Annotated in this window: 11 protein-coding genes and 1 tRNA gene; 6 read left to right on the top strand and 6 right to left on the bottom strand. The window is 62.4% G+C overall.

Annotated features, from left to right (window positions below; all coding sequences use genetic code 11):
- Positions 1–79 precede the first annotated feature (79 nt).
- The gene (locus BV071_RS07650) at positions 80–2,008 is read left to right on the top strand and encodes an alkaline phosphatase D family protein (RefSeq protein WP_265594193.1); all 1,929 of its coding nucleotides are present in this window, start codon (positions 80–82) and stop codon (positions 2,006–2,008) included.
- 16 nt (positions 2,009–2,024) lie between these two features.
- Here the strand turns inward: BV071_RS07650 and BV071_RS07645 are convergent, their stop codons facing one another.
- The 3 genes from BV071_RS07645 to BV071_RS07635 all read right to left on the bottom strand — a co-directional run bounded on the left by BV071_RS07645 (position 2,025) and on the right by BV071_RS07635 (position 4,718).
- Positions 2,025–2,987 carry an SMP-30/gluconolactonase/LRE family protein gene (locus tag BV071_RS07645; RefSeq protein WP_035604480.1) on the bottom strand — a complete coding sequence of 321 codons (963 nt, stop codon included), beginning with the start codon at positions 2,985–2,987 and terminating at the stop codon, positions 2,025–2,027.
- A gap of 121 nt (positions 2,988–3,108) precedes the next feature.
- Positions 3,109–3,858 (bottom strand): hypothetical protein, encoded by a 750-nt coding sequence (locus BV071_RS07640; protein WP_035604477.1) that lies wholly within the window; start codon positions 3,856–3,858, stop codon positions 3,109–3,111.
- Between the two features lie 104 nt (positions 3,859–3,962).
- Positions 3,963–4,718, bottom strand: coding sequence for a hypothetical protein (locus BV071_RS07635; protein ID WP_265594192.1), 756 nt, complete (start codon positions 4,716–4,718; stop codon positions 3,963–3,965).
- A gap of 107 nt (positions 4,719–4,825) precedes the next feature.
- Between BV071_RS07635 and BV071_RS32645 the strand changes: the two genes are divergently transcribed.
- Positions 4,826–5,347 (top strand): hypothetical protein, encoded by a 522-nt coding sequence (locus BV071_RS32645; protein ID WP_052573026.1) that lies wholly within the window; start codon positions 4,826–4,828, stop codon positions 5,345–5,347.
- 157 nt (positions 5,348–5,504) lie between these two features.
- Here BV071_RS32645 and BV071_RS07625 read toward each other — a convergent pair whose 3' ends face one another.
- Entirely contained in the window at positions 5,505–7,025 is a 1,521-nt protein-coding gene (locus BV071_RS07625) for a DUF1501 domain-containing protein (protein ID WP_081885857.1), read from the bottom strand.
- On the bottom strand, positions 7,022–10,057 hold the full coding sequence (locus tag BV071_RS07620; protein WP_052573025.1) for a DUF1553 domain-containing protein: 3,036 nt from the start codon (positions 10,055–10,057) through the stop codon (positions 7,022–7,024). The genes BV071_RS07625 and BV071_RS07620 overlap by 4 nt, the downstream gene beginning before the upstream one ends.
- A 428-nt stretch (positions 10,058–10,485) precedes the next feature.
- Here BV071_RS07620 and BV071_RS07615 point away from each other — a divergent pair, with 428 nt between their 5' ends.
- Positions 10,486–14,022, top strand: a complete 3,537-nt coding sequence (locus BV071_RS07615) for a bifunctional proline dehydrogenase/L-glutamate gamma-semialdehyde dehydrogenase (RefSeq protein WP_035604472.1) — start codon at positions 10,486–10,488, stop codon at positions 14,020–14,022.
- A 190-nt stretch (positions 14,023–14,212) separates the two neighbouring features.
- On the opposite strand, the gene BV071_RS07610 is transcribed toward BV071_RS07615, so the two are convergent.
- A complete protein-coding gene (locus BV071_RS07610) occupies positions 14,213–15,532 on the bottom strand; it encodes a hypothetical protein (RefSeq protein WP_265594191.1) in 1,320 nt (439 codons plus the stop codon).
- A 545-nt stretch (positions 15,533–16,077) separates the two neighbouring features.
- On the opposite strand from BV071_RS07610, the gene BV071_RS32640 reads away from it, so the two are divergent.
- From BV071_RS32640 to BV071_RS07595, 3 genes are all read left to right on the top strand, one after another.
- Positions 16,078–17,964, top strand: a complete 1,887-nt coding sequence (locus tag BV071_RS32640) for a sigma-70 family RNA polymerase sigma factor (RefSeq protein WP_052573024.1) — start codon at positions 16,078–16,080, stop codon at positions 17,962–17,964.
- Positions 17,965–18,092: 128 nt separating this feature from the next.
- Positions 18,093–18,172, top strand: a tRNA-Leu gene (locus BV071_RS07600).
- 68 nt (positions 18,173–18,240) lie between these two features.
- The gene (locus tag BV071_RS07595; RefSeq protein ID WP_035604465.1) at positions 18,241–19,023 is read left to right on the top strand and encodes a hypothetical protein; all 783 of its coding nucleotides are present in this window, start codon (positions 18,241–18,243) and stop codon (positions 19,021–19,023) included.
- Positions 19,024–19,098: the final 75 nt, after the last annotated feature.

Genomic DNA, 19,098 nt, shown 5'->3' with positions numbered 1-19,098 from the left:
AAGCGCCATTGTGAAAGCCTCACACCGGTTCTTCTGCCGGTGGATGGTCCCCCCCGAGCCATCCCCCCATCCCGTATTCATGAGATCCCGGTTCCCCACCGCGGTGGCGCTCTTCGCTGCCGCTATCTCGCCTTCGCAGGCGGTTTCCCCTGTTGCCGCCGGACCTTGGTGCGGTGCAGTTACGCACCAATCGATCGCGGCTACCGCCCATCTCACGGGCCCCGGCTTGCAGGCGCGGCTGGCGGTTTCGACTGTCCCCGATTTCAGCAATCCGCTGTTTTCGGCTCCGGTCACCTCTGCGGCCGTTACGGGAAACAATGTGCGGGTCGATCTCAGCGGCCTGACGGCGGATACCCAGTACTACTACGCGCTTGAGGTCGGCGGGGTGCTGGAGACGGCGGCGGACAAGACGGGAACCTTTCGCACCTTTCCGCTCCCCGGGCCGACTTCGTTCCGCTTCTGCTTCGCCTCCTGCGGGGATTGGCACGAGAACGGACAATATGTGCACCAGAAGATCCTCACGGAAAACCCGCGCTTCTTCATCCACATGGGCGACTTCAACTATGAGGACACCGACGAGGACAACGAGCAACCCTATCGCGAGAACATCATCAACTCGATCACCCTGAGCCCGGAAATGGGCGAGATGGTGCGCAAGCTGCCGACTGCCTACATCTGGGACGACCACGATTTCTCCGGCAACACCTCCGACAAGACCAGCAACGGCCGCCGCGCGAGCCGCGCGGTCTATCGCGAGCTGGTCCCGCACTACCCGCTGCCGGCGGGTGGGCCGAATGAAGCGATCTATCAGGCCTTCACCTGCGGGCGGGTCCGTTTCCTTCTCTCCGATCTGCGCTCCGACCGCAACCGCGACTCGGACACCGACAATGCCAACAAGTCGATGATGGGCCCGGTGCAGAAGCAGTGGTTCAAGGATCAGCTCGTGGCGGCACGCGATGCTGAGGTACCACTGATCGTGTGGATGAGCGGCGTGCCATTCATCCAGGTCGGCTCGGTGCGCGACAACTGGGGCTCCTATAGCGTCGAGCGCAAGGAGCTGCTGGAATTCATCCGCGATCAGGACATCCGCAATGTGGTGATCATTTCCGGAGACATGCATGCACTGGCCTACGACGATGGCCGCGCAACGGATAGCTATGTGGCGGGCGTGCGGATTCCGGTCTTCCATGCCGCCGCGCTCACGCGTGACGGCTCAGAGAAGGGAGGGCCCTATTCCGGTGGCGTGAGCGAGGGCCCCCAGCGTTACGGCATCATGGACATCGCGGACGATGGAACCAATGTCTCGGCCACCTACACCGGACGCATCGCCACTTCGGCGAGCAATGCCACCACGTGGAAGACCTACAGGCACAACGCCGGCCCAGTGAAGCCGCGGCCGCCGCTCGGCCTGACAGCATCGCCCTCTCTGAATGCGATCCACCTCCACTGGAGTGACAATTCCACGGTGGAGACGGGGTATCGCGTTGAGCGTCGGATCGGAGCCGGGACCTGGGCTCTGTTAGGGACCACAGGTGCCGCGGTCCTCGATTTCAACGACACGACGGCGGCCACGGGAACCACCTACGAGTACCGCGCCATCACTCTCAACGGCAGTGAACAGTCCACCCCCTCCGCAACGGCGAGTGCCGCCGCTTCGAACGGCTACCACGACTGGAAGGTCCTTCACTTCGGAAGTGCCGACGTGGCGGACGACGCCAATGACGACCTCGACGGCATGAACACCATGGAGGAGTATCTTTTCGACAAGAACCCACTCCAGCAGGACCGCTACGCGTGGGATGTGGTGACGAATGGATCGGGAGCGGACGTGAATTTCGCCACCAGCACGGGCCGGAGCTATCGTGTCGAAGCCAGCGACGATTTGAAAACCTGGCCCATCACTTCGCCACAGATCACGGGAGACGGCTCCGTGAAGCAGTGGCAAGACACTGGCTTTGCCCCGGGCGGCTGTCGTTACTATCGAGTCATCGTGACCGAGTCACCCTGATCGGGGGAGGCTGCGCTCACCGCTTCAGCGCCACTCTCAAAATCCGGTCATCGGAAGTCAGGTAGAGCTTCGTCCCGCTCTCGCCGAAGGCCACGTTTGCCGTCGGCCGCCCGCACAGGATCCGCCCTAACAGCTTCCCCTCCGGATTCAGAATCAGGCATCCCCCGGGGCCCGTCGAAAACACATTCCCCTTGGAATCCACCTTGATCCCATCCGGCGCGCCCGGTCCCTTCAGCTCCTTGCAATTGAAGAAGATCTTGCTGCCCGCGACGCTCTTATCCGCGGCCAAGGTGTAGGCCATGATGATCGGTGCGGGGCCATGCGACTGCGCCACGTAGAGAATCTTCTCATCCGGCGACAGCGCCACTCCATTTGGACGGTCGAGGTCACGGGTCACCAGTGACACCACTCCCTGTGGCGTGCTCATGAAGACGCCATTGAAGGGCAGCTCCTTGAATTGGGTGTCATTCTCCCGCCCGGGCAGGCCGTAGGGAGGATCGGTGAAGAAAACGCTGCCGTCCTTCGCGATCACCAGGTCATTCGGCGAGTTGAAGCGCTTGCCGTTGAAGTTGTCCGCCAAGGTCCGCTTGCCCCCGCCCGGCGTCAGGTAGGAGATCCGCCGGTCACCGTGCTCGGCGCAGAAGAGCACGCCCTTCTCGTCGATCGCCAAGCCGTTCGAGCCCGGCTCGTCGCAGTATTTGCCCACGCCGGTGAAGCCCGACGGCTTCATGTAGACGGAGGCTTCCTTGTCGCCCTCCTTCCACTGGTAGATCGTATTGCGCGGCACATCGGAGAATAGCAGGCGATGCTCCTTCTCGTCCCACACCGGTCCCTCCGCCCAATCGAAGCCGCTGCACAGCGTCTCCACCTTGGTGTCCGGCGCGAGGATATCATCCAGCGCCGGGTCCAGCTTCTCAATCGTTTCTTGGGCCGAGGCGAGGGCGGGGAGAAGGAAGAGAAGGAGACGCAGGGATTTCATGATGCCATCTTCCTACGCAGCGGCTGGCCGGGAGTCGTCGCGGAAGCCTGTCATTTCTTTTTTCTCCACCGGATCGCCGCCGCTGTCCAGATAGCTGGCGGGCAAGAGGAGTGCCGCCGCATCATCTGTCCCTGAGTTTTTGAATGGCCTGCTGGACTGCATCCGCTAGCGCCGGGTTGGCTTCCGCCAAAGCTTTCAGCGGGGGAAGGGCTGCCTTTGCGGCGGGCCCGATGGCTCCCAGGGAGGCGATGGCACATTGTCTGCGGAAGAGCGGAGCGGCGTCGTCGCGCGCCATGGCGAGCAAGGGCTCCACTGCCGCAGCGGCATTCGCGGCCATCTCAGGCCACAGGGCCGGCAGCGTTTCGAGGAACTTGGTGTCTCCTTCCTCTGCCACCGCTAACTCGTGCAACAAGTGAGGCACGGAGCGGGGCGCGGTGTGGATCAAGGCATGGTCGATCTGGGCGTGGGTCTGTGGTTCCCGCCGGAACTCCGCTGCGAGGAAGGCGAGGGCGGCGTCTGAACCGATGTCCGCGATCGCATGCGGCAGCCATCCGCGTTCCTCGCGGCAGGCCTTCGTCAAGGCGGGCAGGTGCCGCTCAAGCAGACTGCCCGCGGGAAGCTCAAACAGGCAGTAGGCGGCAAGCTGCCTGACGTCCTTGTTGTCCGACTTCAGCAGGGGAAGCAGAAGATCAGCGGCGGCGGTATTGTGGGGGGCGATGGCCTTGGCCAGTTCTTGTTCTGCTTCGTTGATCCCCTTGCCCTCGTCGGCGGTGGTTCCGAGCCGCGCGATGAGGTCAGCCAGGGGTTCCTCCGCATGCAGCGGAAAGCACCCCGCGAGCGAGGCGAAGAGAAGAGATGCACGGAGATTCATTCGGGTAAGCTTCGATGGAAACGGGAAGCCGTGAAGGAAGAAGTTTCGGAGCACTCCCCCCTTTATATGCTGCCGTCGATTCGCAAGCAGCACGGATACTCCCCTCAGGCTCCAAGCTGTTGCTTGGTATCGTAATCAAGCCCGTCATCGTCGGCTGTTTGGCAGCGGAAGTCCGCGGTCTTCGGGATGGCGGCGTATTGCGGAGAGGCCTTAATCGCAGCGACGGCTGCCAGACGGGCTTCGTCGAACTTTTTGCTCACCAGCTCCTGGTCATCATCAGCCCCGCTCAAAACCTCGTGAAGCCGGTAGTGGAAATCTTCGATCGGGGCGAACTCCGACTTAAGCGTGCAGCCGATGGAGTCGTATCTCCATGAGGGCGTGTACCACAGCCCCATCTTCTCCAGCCAGCCCTCATCCGTGAGTTCCTTCCCCCAGTTGGCGATGCTCCGCATCTTCGCAGGGATCCCGGCGATGCCCTCCTGCGTATTGATGTGGATATCCAGAACCCCGTTCTGGGAAAGCTGGAAGACCATCCCATACGCGGGATCCGCGCCTTGCCGGGCGGCATGGAGGCGGAGCAAGTCACGGCCGAACAACTCATAGTTCGAGGCAATACGGCTCCAGTCGACGTCTTCAACCTTCTTCCAGTCCGCGTCGAGGAAGGGCAGGGCCGCGATCTTCTCCGTGGTGCTGCACTCGTAGCAGATGAAACGGCCGTCCCCGCGGGCGCTGGACATCGAGATGCCGCAGCGCTCGCACTTGCCACGGCCTTGGGAGCACGGCATGCAGAGGCCGCCGTTGGCATTGGCGGTCGCGGGGAGAATCATTGCTCCACACTTCGTGCAGGGGATTCGGCTCATGATAGAGGAGATAGGGTTTTCCTTTCCTCTTTACGATCCGCGCTCGCCTCGCAAGAAAATTGAGGAAAGCTCGAATGTGGTGATAAGGTCTCACCGGTATTCTAACGATGATGCCAAAGGTCTTGGATTCATTCACAAACAGGCAGTTGCAGGTCTATGCAGCCGTCTGCTTGAAAATCTTTTGCGAGGAAATGGCGATACGTCATGAATCGATCGACCGATTCATCGCCCATCGGGTCAGGCTGGCCTCCAGCGAGTTCTTGCCAGACTGGGGGGAAGAGGGCATGGCGCTTGAGCTTACAGGCTTGGGGGATGATTTTCCAATATCCCTGATGCATTCGATTCCAGTGGGTGTGCGCGAGGTCTTCCGGCAAATGGTGGAGAACTGTTCCGAAGTGGGCTATTGCGACATGTATGGCGCAGACACGGGAGATCCACGAAAGTATGCCGGAGAGTGCCTGCGACTTCTTCTGGCCATGAGCATAGCAGCGCCCCCGACGAGCCCCTTGGAGTTTGACAATCGCAGCGGGAAAAGAGGGGACGACGCTTGGGGTGACCCATTCACGGCCGAGAAGCTGGCTGGAGTCACTGAATTCTACAGCTTGAGACAAGGGCTCGTCGAGGGATGAGAAGAGATGCCGGGAGGCCTAAGCGGCGCAAGCCAGCTCTTTCACGCGCACCTTCTCTGTCGCTCCGGCCAAACCGAGCGCGTAAATCGACGCCATCGGCCGCCTCATTGCCCCGCCGTAGCATGACGGGGCATTGAGACAGTGGGAATGGCGCGGCTTAGCTCAAGATCTCCTTCACCACCTTCGCTGGTTCCACCCCGGTCAGCTTCTGCTCCAGCCCTTGGAACTTGAAGGTGAGCTTCTCGTGGTCGACGCCGAGTAAATGCAGGATCGTCGCATTCAGATCCCGGATGTGCATCGGATCCTTCACGATGTTGTAGGAGAACTCGTCGGTCTCGCCATAGGTGGCACCGGGCTTGACGCCGCCGCCAGCCATCCACATCGAGAAGCAGCGCGGGTGGTGGTCGCGGCCGTAGTTGTCCTTGGACAAGCCGCCCTGCGAGTAAACCGTGCGGCCGAACTCGCCGCCCCAAACTACCAGCGTGTCTTCTAACAGACCGCGCTGCTTGAGGTCGGCGATCAGCGCCGCGGTCGGACGATCGACGTCCTCGCAAAGGATGCGCATGCGGTTCGGAAGATCGCCGTGGGTATCCCAGCCGCGGTGGAAGATCTGGGTGAAACGCACTCCGCGCTCCGCCATGCGGCGCGCCATCAGGCAGTTGTAGGCATAGGTGCCCGGCTCCTTGGCCTTCGGCCCATACATTTCCCACACCGACTCCGGCTCGCCGGAGAGATCGGTCAGCTCCGGCACTGAGGCCTGCATGCGGAAGGCCATCTCGTATTGCGAAATCCGCACGTTGGTCTCCGGATCGCCCAGACGCTCTTCGATCTGGCGGTTCATGTCGTTCACGCCATCGATCATCGCGCGGCGCAACTCACGGCTCACACCCTTCGGATTCGAAAGGTGAATCACCGGATCACCACCGGAGCGCAAGGCCACGCCCGCGTGCTCTGGCGAGAGGAAGCCGGAAGACCAGAGCCGCGACGACAGCGCCTGGATATTCACCGTCAGCGGCAGCTTCGAGGTCAGCACCACAAAGGTCGGCAGGTCCTCGTTCATCGAGCCAAGGCCGTAGGACAGCCACGCTCCTATCGAAGGCTTGCCTTGGATCATGTTGCCGGAGGTCGCCAGCAGGATCGCCGGCTCGTGGTTGATCGCTTCCGTATGCAGCGATTTCAGCACCGCGAACTCATCCGAAACCTTCGCCGTGTGCGGGAAGAGTTCACTGCACCAATGCCCAGCCTGACCATGCTGCTGGAAATTGAAGACACTCGGCGCAATCGGGAAACGCGACTGCGACGCCGTCATCCCCGTCAGCACCTGCCCGCCGCGCACCGACTCCGGCAGATCCTGGTCGAAGCGCTTCACCAGCTCCGGCTTGTAATCCCAAGTCTCGAACTGCGACGGCGCGCCCGCCATGAACAGGTAGATCGCCCGCTTCGCCTTCGGCGCGAAGTTCGGCAGCATCACGCTGGGCTCACCGCCCGACGCCAGCGCTTGGCCGCTACCCATCAGCTTGGCCAAGCCTGCCCAAGCCAAAGCTTTGCCCGAGCGGCCGAAAAACTGGCGCCGCGTGGCAAGCTCCAGCCAGCGCTGCTTCACAGCATGTGGCACCGGAAGATCGAGAACCGAGGGTCCTTCGCCCGAAAAATCGGAGCATGGATGGAAAGGCTTCATTTGTTGACGTACTCGTCGAGGTTCAGGAATTGGTTCGCCACCATCGTCCAAGTCGCGGTCTCCGCGGCAGGAATGGAAGCATCGGCGGGCGAATCACCGGTGGTAAGCAGTGCCGCGGCATCATCCGCTTTGCTTGTGAAGTAACTGCGGAACTTCTCGAGGCTCTTCGCAAAGGCGGGCACTTCCTTCTCGGACAACTTCCGCGAAATCGTCGCCTCCGCCATGAACTGGATCCGAGCCGCATCATCCGGCGCGGCTTTGATCGCCCGCTCCGCCAGCTTTCTTGCCGCCTCCACGAACTGCGGGTCATTCATCGTCACCAGCGCCTGCAGCGGCGTATTCGTCCGTGCCCGACGCGTGCAAACTACTTCACGCGCCTGCGCGTCGAAGGTCTCCAGCGAGGGCGGGGGAGCGAAGCGCTTCCAGAAGGAATACATCGAGCGCCGATACAGGTTCTCCCCGGTGTCGGCGGTGTAAGCCTTGGTGTTCGACTCCGGCATCGACACCGCTTCCCACACGCCGGGCGGCTGATACGGCTTCACCGGCGGCCCACCGGTTTTCTCGACTAGCAATCCAGCGGCTTGCAAGGCGCTGTCGCGCAGCACCTCGGCATCCATGCGGAAGCGCGGTCCGCGTGAGAGCAGCCGGTTCTTGTCGTCCTTCGCTATCTTGTCCGGCGTCGCCGCATTGCTTTGGCGATAGGCGGCGGACATCAGCATCAGCTTGTACATCTTCCGCATGTCCCAGCCGGTCTCGCGGAACTCGATCGCCAGCCAGTCCAGCAAATCCTGATTGCTCGGCCGCATCCCCATGATCCCGAAGTCATCGGTCGTTTCCACAATGCCGGTGCCGAAGATCTCCTGCCACATCCGGTTCACCGTCACCCGGCCCAGCAGTGGTTGATCCGCCTGCAAGAGCCAGCGGGCAAGTCCCAAGCGGTCATGCGTCTCCCCGGCAGCCATCGGCGGCAGGAATTCTGGCGTCCGCGCATATACCCGCTCCTTGCGCGCACTATAGACACCGCGGTTCAGGACCGATGCCGTCGCCGGTGTCGCCTTTTCACGCGCGATCAAGGTCGGCGTGCCGCCCTTGGTGATCTCGTTGATCGCGGCATCCGCCTGGGCTAGTTCACCGCGCAGACGCGCCGCTTCCTGATTCACGCTGCCCAAGAACCAGCGATTGAGGACCACAAAGCGCTCATCCTGCGACCACTTCGCCGGATCGGGCTGCTTCGCCAGAATCTCCGATGCCACATCCTCATAAGGCAGGCGCGCGAATTCCTCGGGAGACAGCGTCCGGGTATAGAGCCGCAGGTCCTGATACCGCGTCTCACGCAGCGGCTGCGTGTCCTCGCGCCGGCCGACGTGCAGCGGCACATCCGTGCGGATCGTTTGGCCCGGCTGCAGCGTGTCGTTCGTCACCTTCAGCGGCACCTCGCGGCCATCCACGTAGAGCTTCACGCCCGCTGCCTTCGCGGAACCATCATAGGTAAATCCCACGTGCTTCCACTCACCGCGCGCGAAGGGGGCGCTCTCCACCCGGATCGCATTCTGCGGCCACTGGTGGACCATGTGGAAAATGAACTTCCCGCCCTCGTAGAAAAGATCCCAGCCGCGGTTTGAGTTGCGCGAGCTATCGCCCATGCGCGAAAGCATTGAGCCCGTGCCGGTGTCAATGTTCGCGGTCTTCAGTCGCGCCATCGTCCAGAAGGAAGCGCTGAACGGCTGATCGGACTCGAAGTCGCCCTCCTCCGGCAAGGCAAGTCGGCTGGCGATGTCCATCCGCATCGATGGCCACAACCAGGCGTCCTCGCCCCACACCAGCGGATTGGTTTCCACCTTGTAGCTGGCAGGATCTGCCCCTGGCGCGCTGTTCTTCACCACGTCGCCTTGGCCCTCGTCGAAACGCAGGCGGACCTTTAAATCGTCGGTGGAGACCGGGGTCGCCTTCAGTCCGCTGGCCACGGCCTGGCGGAAGTCGGCCTCGGCGTGATTGTTGAGTTCTTCGTATTTCGCCGCCGGCTCATGCCGCGCCGCGATCGCCTTCTCCAGTTCGGGCAGCTTGTCTGCTGCCGGGATTCTCAGCACCGGCTGCGGATCCTGGACGTTCTCGTCCCAGGATTTCTCCGCGGTGTTGTTGAAGAACGCGGAGAGACTGTAGAAATCCTTCTGTGATGTAGGGTCGAACTTGTGGTCATGGCAAGCCGAGCAGCCCACCGTGAGTCCCAGGAATGCCGCACCGAAGGCCTCCGTGCGGTCACGCGTATTGTTGACCTGCACTTCCTCCGGAATCGTCCCGCCCTCGTTGGTCGAGACATTCGCGCGGATATAGCCCGTCGCCACCATCTCATCAATGTTCGCCGCCGGCAGTAGATCACCCGCAAGCTGCTCGGTCAGGAAACGATCGAAGGGCTTGTTGTTCTGGAAGGAGCGGATCAGGTAGTCACGGTAAGGCCAGATCGAGCGCAGATTGTCGAAGTGCAGCCCGTGCGTGTCCGAGTAGCGCACGTAGTCCAGCCAGTAGCGCGCGCGGTGCTCCGCGTAGCGCGGCGAGGCCAGCAGCTTGTCGATGTAGGCCTCATATGCCGCATCACTCGGGTTCGCGGCAAAAGCTTCCACATCCGCGGGATCCGGCAGCAAGCCGGTCACATCCAGCGCCACGCGGCGGATCAGCGTGTGCGGATCTTCCGCCGGGGCAGGAGAGAGCCCCTTCTCCTTCAGCTTCGCTAGGACGATCTTATCGATCCCATTGCGCGACCAGGTATCGCCCGCGATCTCAGGCGTTACCTTCTTCACCGGCGCGATGAAGGACCAGTGCTCTTCATATTTCGCACCTTCCTTCACCCAGCGTTCCAGCAGCGCGACCTCTTCCGGCTTGAGCTGGCGGTGCGCCTTTGGCGGCGGCATGCGCTTCTCCGGATCGGTCTCGTGGATGATCTTGATCAGCGCGGACTCCTCCGGCTTGCCCGGCACCAGCAGCGCCTTGCCATCCTTGCGCGGCCTGAAGGCATAGTCCTTCCGATCAAGCCGCAAAGGATCGTCCTCGGTTCACGCGTCCCGCTGTCCGGTCCGTGGCAGTGATAGCACGCGTCGGAGAGCAGGGGCTGAATCGATTCGTTGAAGGACAGCGGCGCTTCAGCGGCAATCGCAGCCGGAGCGAGCAGCCAGGCAGTTTGGATCAGGGCAAGACGCATCGTGACGGGAAAAAGCGGTCCCCACTTACGTGGACCACGGAGGAATATTCCACGGAACTGCCATTCGGACTACCTCTCAATTGTCCCAGTTCCCCAGCTTATTGACGCCTAAATCGCGTTTGAAAATCGCGCAATTACCCCCGCTCAAGTCTCAAATTCTTCCACTGATCACCGCGCACCGATCACTCGGCACTTCATCCCAAATTGGCCCCCTGTCTCGGCACTCATGGCAGTTCCGGTCAAGACGCGTGGGTTAAAGTGACTAGTATGACTCGCGTCCGGGACCTCATCGATCAGTGCCGCCAATTTCGACCTTCCGACGCTGAGCTGCCGGAACTGGCGATCGATCTGGCGGCTGAGTTGCTGGAGGAAGCAACCCGCGGGCTGAAGTGGGGCGAGCGCATGCAAGCCAAGCAAATGGCCGCGATGATGCACGACGCCGCGGGCAAGGCCTTCACTTTCGCGATGGCCGACCAAGTTTTCCGCCCACCCACGCCATCGCGCGAGGCAAAGCGCTTCCGCGACCTCATCGATGACTATGGTGTGCCGGAGTATCTGCCGCTCCCCGCCCGTGTGGCCATGCGCGCTGGCGAGATGGCCTCCGCCGCGGCACCGGAAGTCGTGATGCCACTGGTGGCTGAGAAGATGCGCCAGGAGAGCTCTTCGGTGATCCTGCCCGCGGAGGAGAACAAGCTCCGTCGCCACCTTCAGCGCCGCCGCCGCGCCGGCATGCGCATGAACCTCAACCAACTCGGCGAGGCCGTGCTCGGTGAGGAGGAAGCGAACCACCGCCTGGAGTCGAATCTCGCCCGACTCGCCGATCCCGATACCGACTACATCTCGGTGAAAATCTCGGCGATCTTCAGCCAGATCCACCTCGTGGCACTGGAGGAAACCCTCACTGAGATCAAGGCCCGCTTGCGCCTGCTCTACCGCGCCGCCATGCAGCATCGGCGCGCAGACGGCGGTTACAAGTTCGTGAACCTCGACATGGAGGAATACCGCGACTTGCGCCTGACCTGCGCAGCCTTCCGCGAAGTACTAGATGAGCCGGAGTTCCATGGTCTTGAAGCGGGCATCGTCCTCCAGGCCTACCTTCCCGACGCTTGGCCGGTGCAAAAGGAGCTGAATGCCTGGGCGCTCAAGCGGGTGGATGCGGGCAAGGCCGGCATCAAGATCCGGATCGTCAAGGGCGCGAACCTCGCGATGGAGAAGGTGGACGCCGAGATCCACGATTGGCCGCTCGCCCCCTACGATTCGAAGGTCGCGGTGGATGCTAACTTCAAGCGTATGCTCCATGAAGGCTGCAAGCCGGAGAACGCAAAGGCCGTGCGCCTCGGCGTCGCCAGCCACAATCTCTTCGACATCGCCTACGGCCTCTTGCTCCGCGCCCGCGAAGGTGTGGAAGACAGCGTCGAGTTCGAGATGCTCGAAGGGATGGCCAACCACCAGGCCCGCACGGTCCGCGATGCTGCCCAGGGCCTGCTGCTCTATGCCCCGGTGGTGAAGCGCGAGGACTTCCACAGCGCCATCGCCTACCTCGTCCGTCGTCTCGATGAGAATACCTCGCCCGAGAACTTCCTTCACGATCTCTTCGGCATGCGTCCCGGTGATGATGCCTGGGGCCGTCAGAAGGAGCGCTTCCTGAATGCCTGCGCGGCCATCGACAGCACACCCGCTGGTCCGAAGCGCATCCAAGACCGCAGTCAGGAAAAGCGCTCCGCGCATTCCCTCGATCAAGCTTTCCACAACGAAGCCGATACCGATTGGTCGCTGCCGCAAAACGTCTCCTGGGTCCGGGATCACGTGAAGACGCGCCGCATGGCCACCTCGACCTTCGTGCCGCTGCAGATCGGCGGCGAGTTCAGCAATGGCTGCTCCGAAGTCGATGCCGCCGATCCCTCGCGCCCCGGCATCTCGGCCTATCGCCACGCCTTGGCGGGGCCTGCCGAGATCGAGCGCGCCCTGGAAATCGCCGTGAAGGCTCGCGCCCCTTGGCAATCCCTCGGGGTCCAGGGTCGCGCCCGGATCCTCTGCGAGGTCGCCGCCGCCATCGCCGCCCAGCGCGGTGAAGCCATCGCCACCATGGTCATGGACGCCGGCAAGTCGGTGATGGAAGCCGATGCCGAGCTCAGCGAGGCCATCGACTTCGCCGATTACTATGCGCGCAGTATGACCGCGCCGAATGCGGAGGATGGCCTCAGTTATGAGCCGCTCGGCACCGTGCTGGTTACCCCTCCCTGGAATTTCCCCTACGCCATCCCTTGCGGCGGCATTCTCGCCGCCCTCGTCGCGGGGAACACCGTGATCCTCAAGCCCGCACCGGAAACCGTGCTCACCGCATGGGTCATGGTGAATGCCCTCTGGGATGGTGGCGTGCCGCGCGAAGTCCTGCAATTCCTGCCCTGCCCGGACAATGAAATCGGCCGCTCGCTGGTCACCGATTCCCGTATCGGCGCGGTCATCCTCACCGGTGCTTATGAGACTGCGCGCATGTTCCTCTCTTGGAAGCCGGAACTGAAGCTCTTCGCGGAGACCTCCGGCAAGAACGCCCTCGTCATCACCGCCGCCGCCGATCCCGACCTCGCGGTGAAGGATCTAGTGAAGAGCGCCTTCGGCCACTCCGGCCAGAAGTGTTCCGCCGCTTCCCTCGCCATCGTTGAAGCCGAACTCTACGATGACCCCGGCTTCCGCCGCCGCCTCCGCGATGCCGCCGCTTCGCTCAAGGCCGGTTCCTCCTGGGAATTCGACTCGATCGCTACTCCCGTCATCAGCGAGCCCGGCGAAGCCCTCGCCCGCGCCCAGACCACCCTCGATTCCGGCGAGGAATGGCTGCTCGAACCCGCCATGCTCAATGGCAATCCCTGCCTCTGGTCGCCCGGCATCAAGCTCGGCATCACCCCGGAGAGTTGGTTCCGCCGCACCGAGTGCTTTGGCCCCGTCCTCGGTCTCGTCCGCGCGGAGAACCTCGATCACGCGATCCGGATCCAGAACGATTCCGACTTCGGCCTCACCGGCGGCATCCATTCGCTCGATCCCGCCGAGGTCGATGAATGGCGCGAACGCGTCGAAGTCGGCAATGCCTACATCAATCGTCCCATCACGGGTGCCATCGTCCAGCGCCAGCCCTTCGGCGGCTGGAAGCGCTCTTGCTTCGGCCCCGGGGCGAAGGCCGGCGGTCCGAACTACGTTGCCCAATTCGCCATCTGGCGAAATGCCGCTCCACCGCAACTCAGCGCGCCTCTCTCGCCGGAAGTCGCAGCCCTTCTCAAGTCACTCCTCGCCCTCGCACCGGACTCCGCGGACACACTCTCCGCCGCCGCGGGCAGCGATGCCTGGTGGATGGCCCACGAGTTCGGCATCGGCCACGATCCTTCCGCGCTCGATTGCGAGACGAACCTCTTCCGCTATCGCCCCTTCGACCGCTGCCTGATCCGCGCGACCGAGTCCGTGCAGGAAAGCGACATCGCCCGGTTGCTCCTTGCTGCCACCGCTGCTGGTGTGAAGCCCGAGCTCTCACTGACTCCCGGTCGCGAATTTTCCTTACCCTGTATCCCGCTCTGGCACGAAAGCGCCGATACTCTGAATCGTCGCCTCGCCACCTCCAGCTACGGCGTGCTTCGCACCATTGGCTGCGATCCAGAGCTTGCAGCAGCGGCGATTGACGCCGGAGTCCGCATGGTCAGCCACGCTCCTGTATGGTCTGGAAAGATCGAACTTCCAGCCTTCCTCCGCGAACAAGCAATCTCCGAAACTCGCCATCGCCATGGATCGGTATTGCCCCGCCCGGAGGACTTGCGATAGTTCATCTGCTTCGTCCCGGGCCAGAGCTTGGGTGATCTGGGGGGAGAATCCGGGCTCACCGGGGCGAGGCACTCCCATCGTGCCGGAATGGTGCAGCCATTCCGGCTGGGTGAATCCCCGCACTTGTGGAGCTTCGTCCCAAGCTCATGGAATGTCGCTCTCCGTGCGTCATGTCTCGGAGACGCTTCTTTCAGACGCGAGGACTCTCTTCTCCCAAAATCCGCTTCCGCCTCTTCAGGCCCACCAACGCCAGCACTGCCCCAAGCTCCACCCCGGCCAAAGCAATCCACCATCCCGTGGGCTTCCATGAATCCGGCACTGATGGAGGAAGCACAGCAACAAAAGGCGACACCGGCCCATTCAGATCATACCGCTGCGTCTCCCCTTTGAAATGATAGGTCCGCACGCCGCTTTTGAGCTGATCGCGCCACTTCCTCCAGTTCCGCAACCAAAGCTTTTGATCTCCCTTCACTCGCTCCGTTGTCGGGGGCAAGGGCTCCACAAGCATGCAGGCGAGTGCGTTTCCTGCCCACATCGAGAATGGTGGCAACAGTTCAATATTCGTATCGCGAGTCTTCTCCTTATAGCCCCAAGGATTGCGGTCATCATCCAGGAACTTACAAACCATCCTGACGCAGTCCGGAGTGTGCTGTGAAGCCAGCACATCATTGAGGCGGCTGCGCATGCTATACATTCCTGATGGGTTTAGCTCGCGCCCACCGATGGTTCCCAAGGTGTGGAACTCGGCTGCTGCGATCATCTCGGCTTCAAATACGCTCCGGATCTCGGCTTCGACGAAGTCAGCGTGATTTGGGATGGCGCGAAATGCGTCGCTGGATTCAGCCCAGAGTTCTTCCAGCAGCTCTTTTTCCAGCCTCTTGTCGTAGAAACCTCGCGCGAGTTTCATGACCGCTTGCCGGGTCGGATTCCGCGCCGTGTCCTTCACAAACTCCCGCCAGTCTTCAACTGCCTTCTCCAACTGCCGCTTCTCGATCCACGCGACCTCGTCCGGATGGGGTGCTGGCAAAAATGGCTGGCTTATCTCCAGTGGCGGAATCCGTTCCGCGTCAACTGGACCGTCGATGCCATAGTCCTCATGACCACCCTTGAACCGGTAGGTCCGGACGCCGGATCTCACTTGTGCCATCCAGATTTTCCACAGATCGGCGCGCGCTGATTGCTCCCAAGGGAGCCCGGTCCTCGGCGGGTAGATTCCCTCGATCTCCATCTTCTCCAAGGCTTCCTGCGCGTAGGTTCGGTTGGGGGCCGAACGAGGCCACTCTCCTCGCGGGACATCCTTCCATGGATCGCGCTGATCTTCGAGATACTTCCCCAGCAATGCGACACAGTCGGGAGAACGCAGTTCGCCCAGGACCGCGAAGGTGACGCGTCGCTCGTGCATGAAGTCAGGCTGTTTGCCGTCGATCTCGTTCCGTAGGGCCCGCTCGATCTCATTCTTCAGATACGCCGCATGTCCGGGCAGGGCGATCATCGCCTCGCGGGCCTTCAAGAGTGCCTCGAGATTGCCGCTGGGATTAGCGCGGGGGCGAGGTTGCGATAGACTGAAGATTCTCCGGGTGAGTTCTCCATATCGGAACTCGTCAGCCGAACTCACCTCGTGGCCCACTTCCGGCGTCCCTTTGGATGCATCCGGACTTACCCGAGGGGCGGCTGAAAGGCCCTCCAAGAAGATCATTGGAAGAATCAGGCTCCCGCAGACCCGGCACCAATTTCGATGGACGCCTGTTTCGCAGCTACGCCCGAAGCAAAGATGGTGCTTCATGGGGGCGCGGGTGGGGTGGAGAGTGCTGAATGAAAAAGGGCTAGCGTGAAGCCCGTTCACACCTTGAGGCTCACTCCCGCCGTCCGACCAGCGAAAAAATACCCGGACGAGCTGATGTGATCCCGTGCATCCCCACACTCCGCGGATGGCGAGTCACTCTCCGGGCGTTATTTCTCGAGGACGCTATTTCCAGAAGCGCCGCCACTACCGGGGAAATCACCTCACTCGACTTCTCTTGTCCGCTTTTCGCGCCAGTGGCTACTCTAGTGTGAGTGAAGACGCTTCCCGACACCCAGCTCCTCCGCGAATACATCGAGCGCCGCTCGGATGCCGCCTTTGAGGAATTGGTGCGCCGGCACATCGATCTGGTGCACGCGGTCGCGCAGCGCACGGTCCAGGATTCGCATTTGGCCAAGGATGTGACCCAGGGCGTCTTTCTCGCCTTGGCCCGCAGCGCGGGGAGTCTGGCCAAACAACAATCTCTCGCCGCTTGGCTGCATTCCACCGCGCGCCACATTGCGGCGCAGGCAGTGCGTGGGGAGCGTCGCCGCCAAGCCCGCGAACAAGCTGCCGCCGCCATGAATACCAGCGCCGAATCCGGCCCGGGATGGGAAGTAGTTTCACCCCAACTGGATGCCGTCATCGGCGAACTCGCGCCCTCCGATCGCGAGGCCATCCTGCTGCGCTACTTTGAAAGGAAGCCTGCGCACGAAATGGCCGCCGTGCTCGGCATCAGCAGCGAGGCCGCGCAGAAACGCGTGAACCGCGCCGTGGAGCGCATGCGCCTGCTCTTCGCCAAGCGCGGGGTCGCCGCCGGTGCGGCCGGCTTGGCCGGAGTCATCGCCGCCCACGCCGCACCGCCCGCACCATTGGGTTTGGCCGCAGTCGTCACAGAGCGCTCGCTTGCCGTGATGGCCGGCTCCGCCACTGCGACAAGCGCCACCACCACTCTAGCCATGACCATTGCCCAGAAATCCGCCTTGGCCGCGGCCATCATTATCCTAGCGGGAAGCTGTCTCTCTCTCGCACTGCGTGATCCATCTCCCGCATCGGCCTCGGCAGGCTCCGCGGTTCCGGCCACAGCAATCACGGCGAGGTCCCGGCCATCCGCGGGAGTGACCGCGAAGGGCAACTCCAATTCCACGGGCCAGTCGCAAAACCCCTTGCTCGCTTCCTTCAAACGCCGCTGGCTCGAGATCGGCGAAGATAACGGCCGCATCGACGAGCAGGACGCGCTCGCCAAGGAAACCGTGGCGGCCCTGTCCTGCAGTCGTGATCTCTACGACCTCGCCGCCGTCATCGAGGACAAGGCCCGCTATGGCTTGGCGAAGATCGAATCGGAGTTGGATACCCTCTTCAAATCACCGCAGGGCCACCAAGCCCGCATGGCCCTGGCGGAGCTGACCAAGTTGGCCGCGGCGGGCAAGCAGGACTCCCGGCTGGAGGAGTGGTGCTACCGTGCCGGCAAATGCGCCCCGGCCGAGCCAGGGGACTTCGAGGCATTCCACGCCGCGATCAGCAATCCCGCCTGTGCCCAGGAAGCCATGCTCGGTTGGTCCGTGGTGGTATCGGAGTCGGACCCCGAGGCGGCTGTGGCCATGGTGCTGGAGATCTTGAAGGCGGATTTGCCTTCCCTCGACAAAGGCGATCACCTCAAGCGCCTCTTCATGCGCGATACGAGGCTTCCGGAGGACACCGACTTCGCGAAGCTGGAGGCCATGTTCCCGCCACCGAGCGGCGAGACCGATGTCATGAAATTTCAGCCGCAGGACTGGGCGCGAAGCGAGCTATTCCGCGTCTGGGGCGAGCGCGACCCGGAGGCCGCCGCGGACTACGTGATGGCCCACCGGGATCGTTGCGAGTTCTCACTTTTCCAGCGGATCCGTAGTGAATCGACGAATTCCAGCGTGGAAGAGGAACTGGCGTGGGCCAACCGCTTTCCGCCCGGACCCTATTTTGATGCCGCTGGCTTCACGGTCGCGGACCGCCTGCTCTGGAGCCATCCGGATGAGGCCCTCAAGCTCGGGGCGCGCATCAATAATCCGGAGATCAGGAAGGTATTCGCCGAGCGTGCGGAATTTGCCCGCAAGGTGCAGTATCAGCGTCCGGTGGAGCGTGACAGCGAGACGCATGGGGGCGAGGCGCATGACGGCGAGTAGCACCGCAAATGGATTTTCGCCGCCGAGTCACCCGCGTGGCGCGGTGCCTGGAACTTTCTATCGGCGGGGGCGCGTTTTCCCCCTTGCCTCCGGCCCGGTGACCCCCTTAGATCGCCGCCACATTCCAAGCCGGCATGGCGGAATTGGTAGACGCGCTCGACTCAAAATCGAGTTCTAACGAGTGTGGGTTCGAGTCCCACTGCCGGTACTTTCACCTTCGCGCCACCGCGCAATTTTCGGGTGAATAGATCTCTCTTGGAATAACTCTCATCCCGCATGGATGCACAGCCATTTCCGGCATTCCCGACCCGTTCGGGCCGACTCTTCCGCAGGGCGATCTGCGGCACCCTCGTTCTCCTCGGCTTGGCGGCCGCCCGTGCCGAAGACCTCACCACTACCGATGGCAAGACCTACAAGGCGGTCACCGTCACCAAGGTCGAGCCCGACGGTCTGTCCATTTCCCATGAGGAAGGCACTGCCAAGGTGCCCTTCACCAAGCTTCCCGAGGAGGTCCGCAGGCTGCACGGCTACGATCCCGAGAAGGCCGACGCCTACCTCAAAGAGAAGCGCCGCGCCGAACTCGACGCGATGCTGAAAGCCTCCAAGGAACGGGAAACCGCCCCGCCACCGAAGCCCAAGCTACCGGACGCCTACGTGGTCAGTCCGGAGTCCGCGCAGGGGATCACTGTCAAGATGCTGTCCCGCGCCCAATTCCAAGTGGCCCAGGCCGAGCGCTGGCGTCTGGAACTCTATAGCGAGGCTGAAATCAAAAAGAAACTCGCCGGACCCGCTCCGCAGGGCCGCCTCTTGGTCACCTGGATCCGGCCGGACTACGAGAGCGCCGCCACCGAGCACTTCATGGTGATCGTCAGCGATGGGGAGGGTAAGGTGAAGTTCCGCACCGGCCTCGAATACCGCTCACCCAAACAGCTGGGGGAAGGGGAGTATACCAATGGCCAGTCCCTGGACGTGGACGAACTTCCCGACGAATTCCGCGTCCGCATCCTCGACGGCAATCAAAAGGTTTACGCGGACTTCGTCGTCCGTGCTGCCAAGTGAATGAATGGCGGCGCACCAATAGGCTCAACCTGACTTTCCTCCCTCCCGTCTTTCTCTTGCCTTCCCTCTGTTCCA

It is taken from the genome of Haloferula sp. BvORR071 (assembly GCF_000739615.1).
Lineage (GTDB): Bacteria > Verrucomicrobiota > Verrucomicrobiia > Verrucomicrobiales > Akkermansiaceae > Haloferula.
Note: the sequence above shows the minus strand (reverse complement) of the source record. Positions and strands in the feature narration are given on the sequence as shown.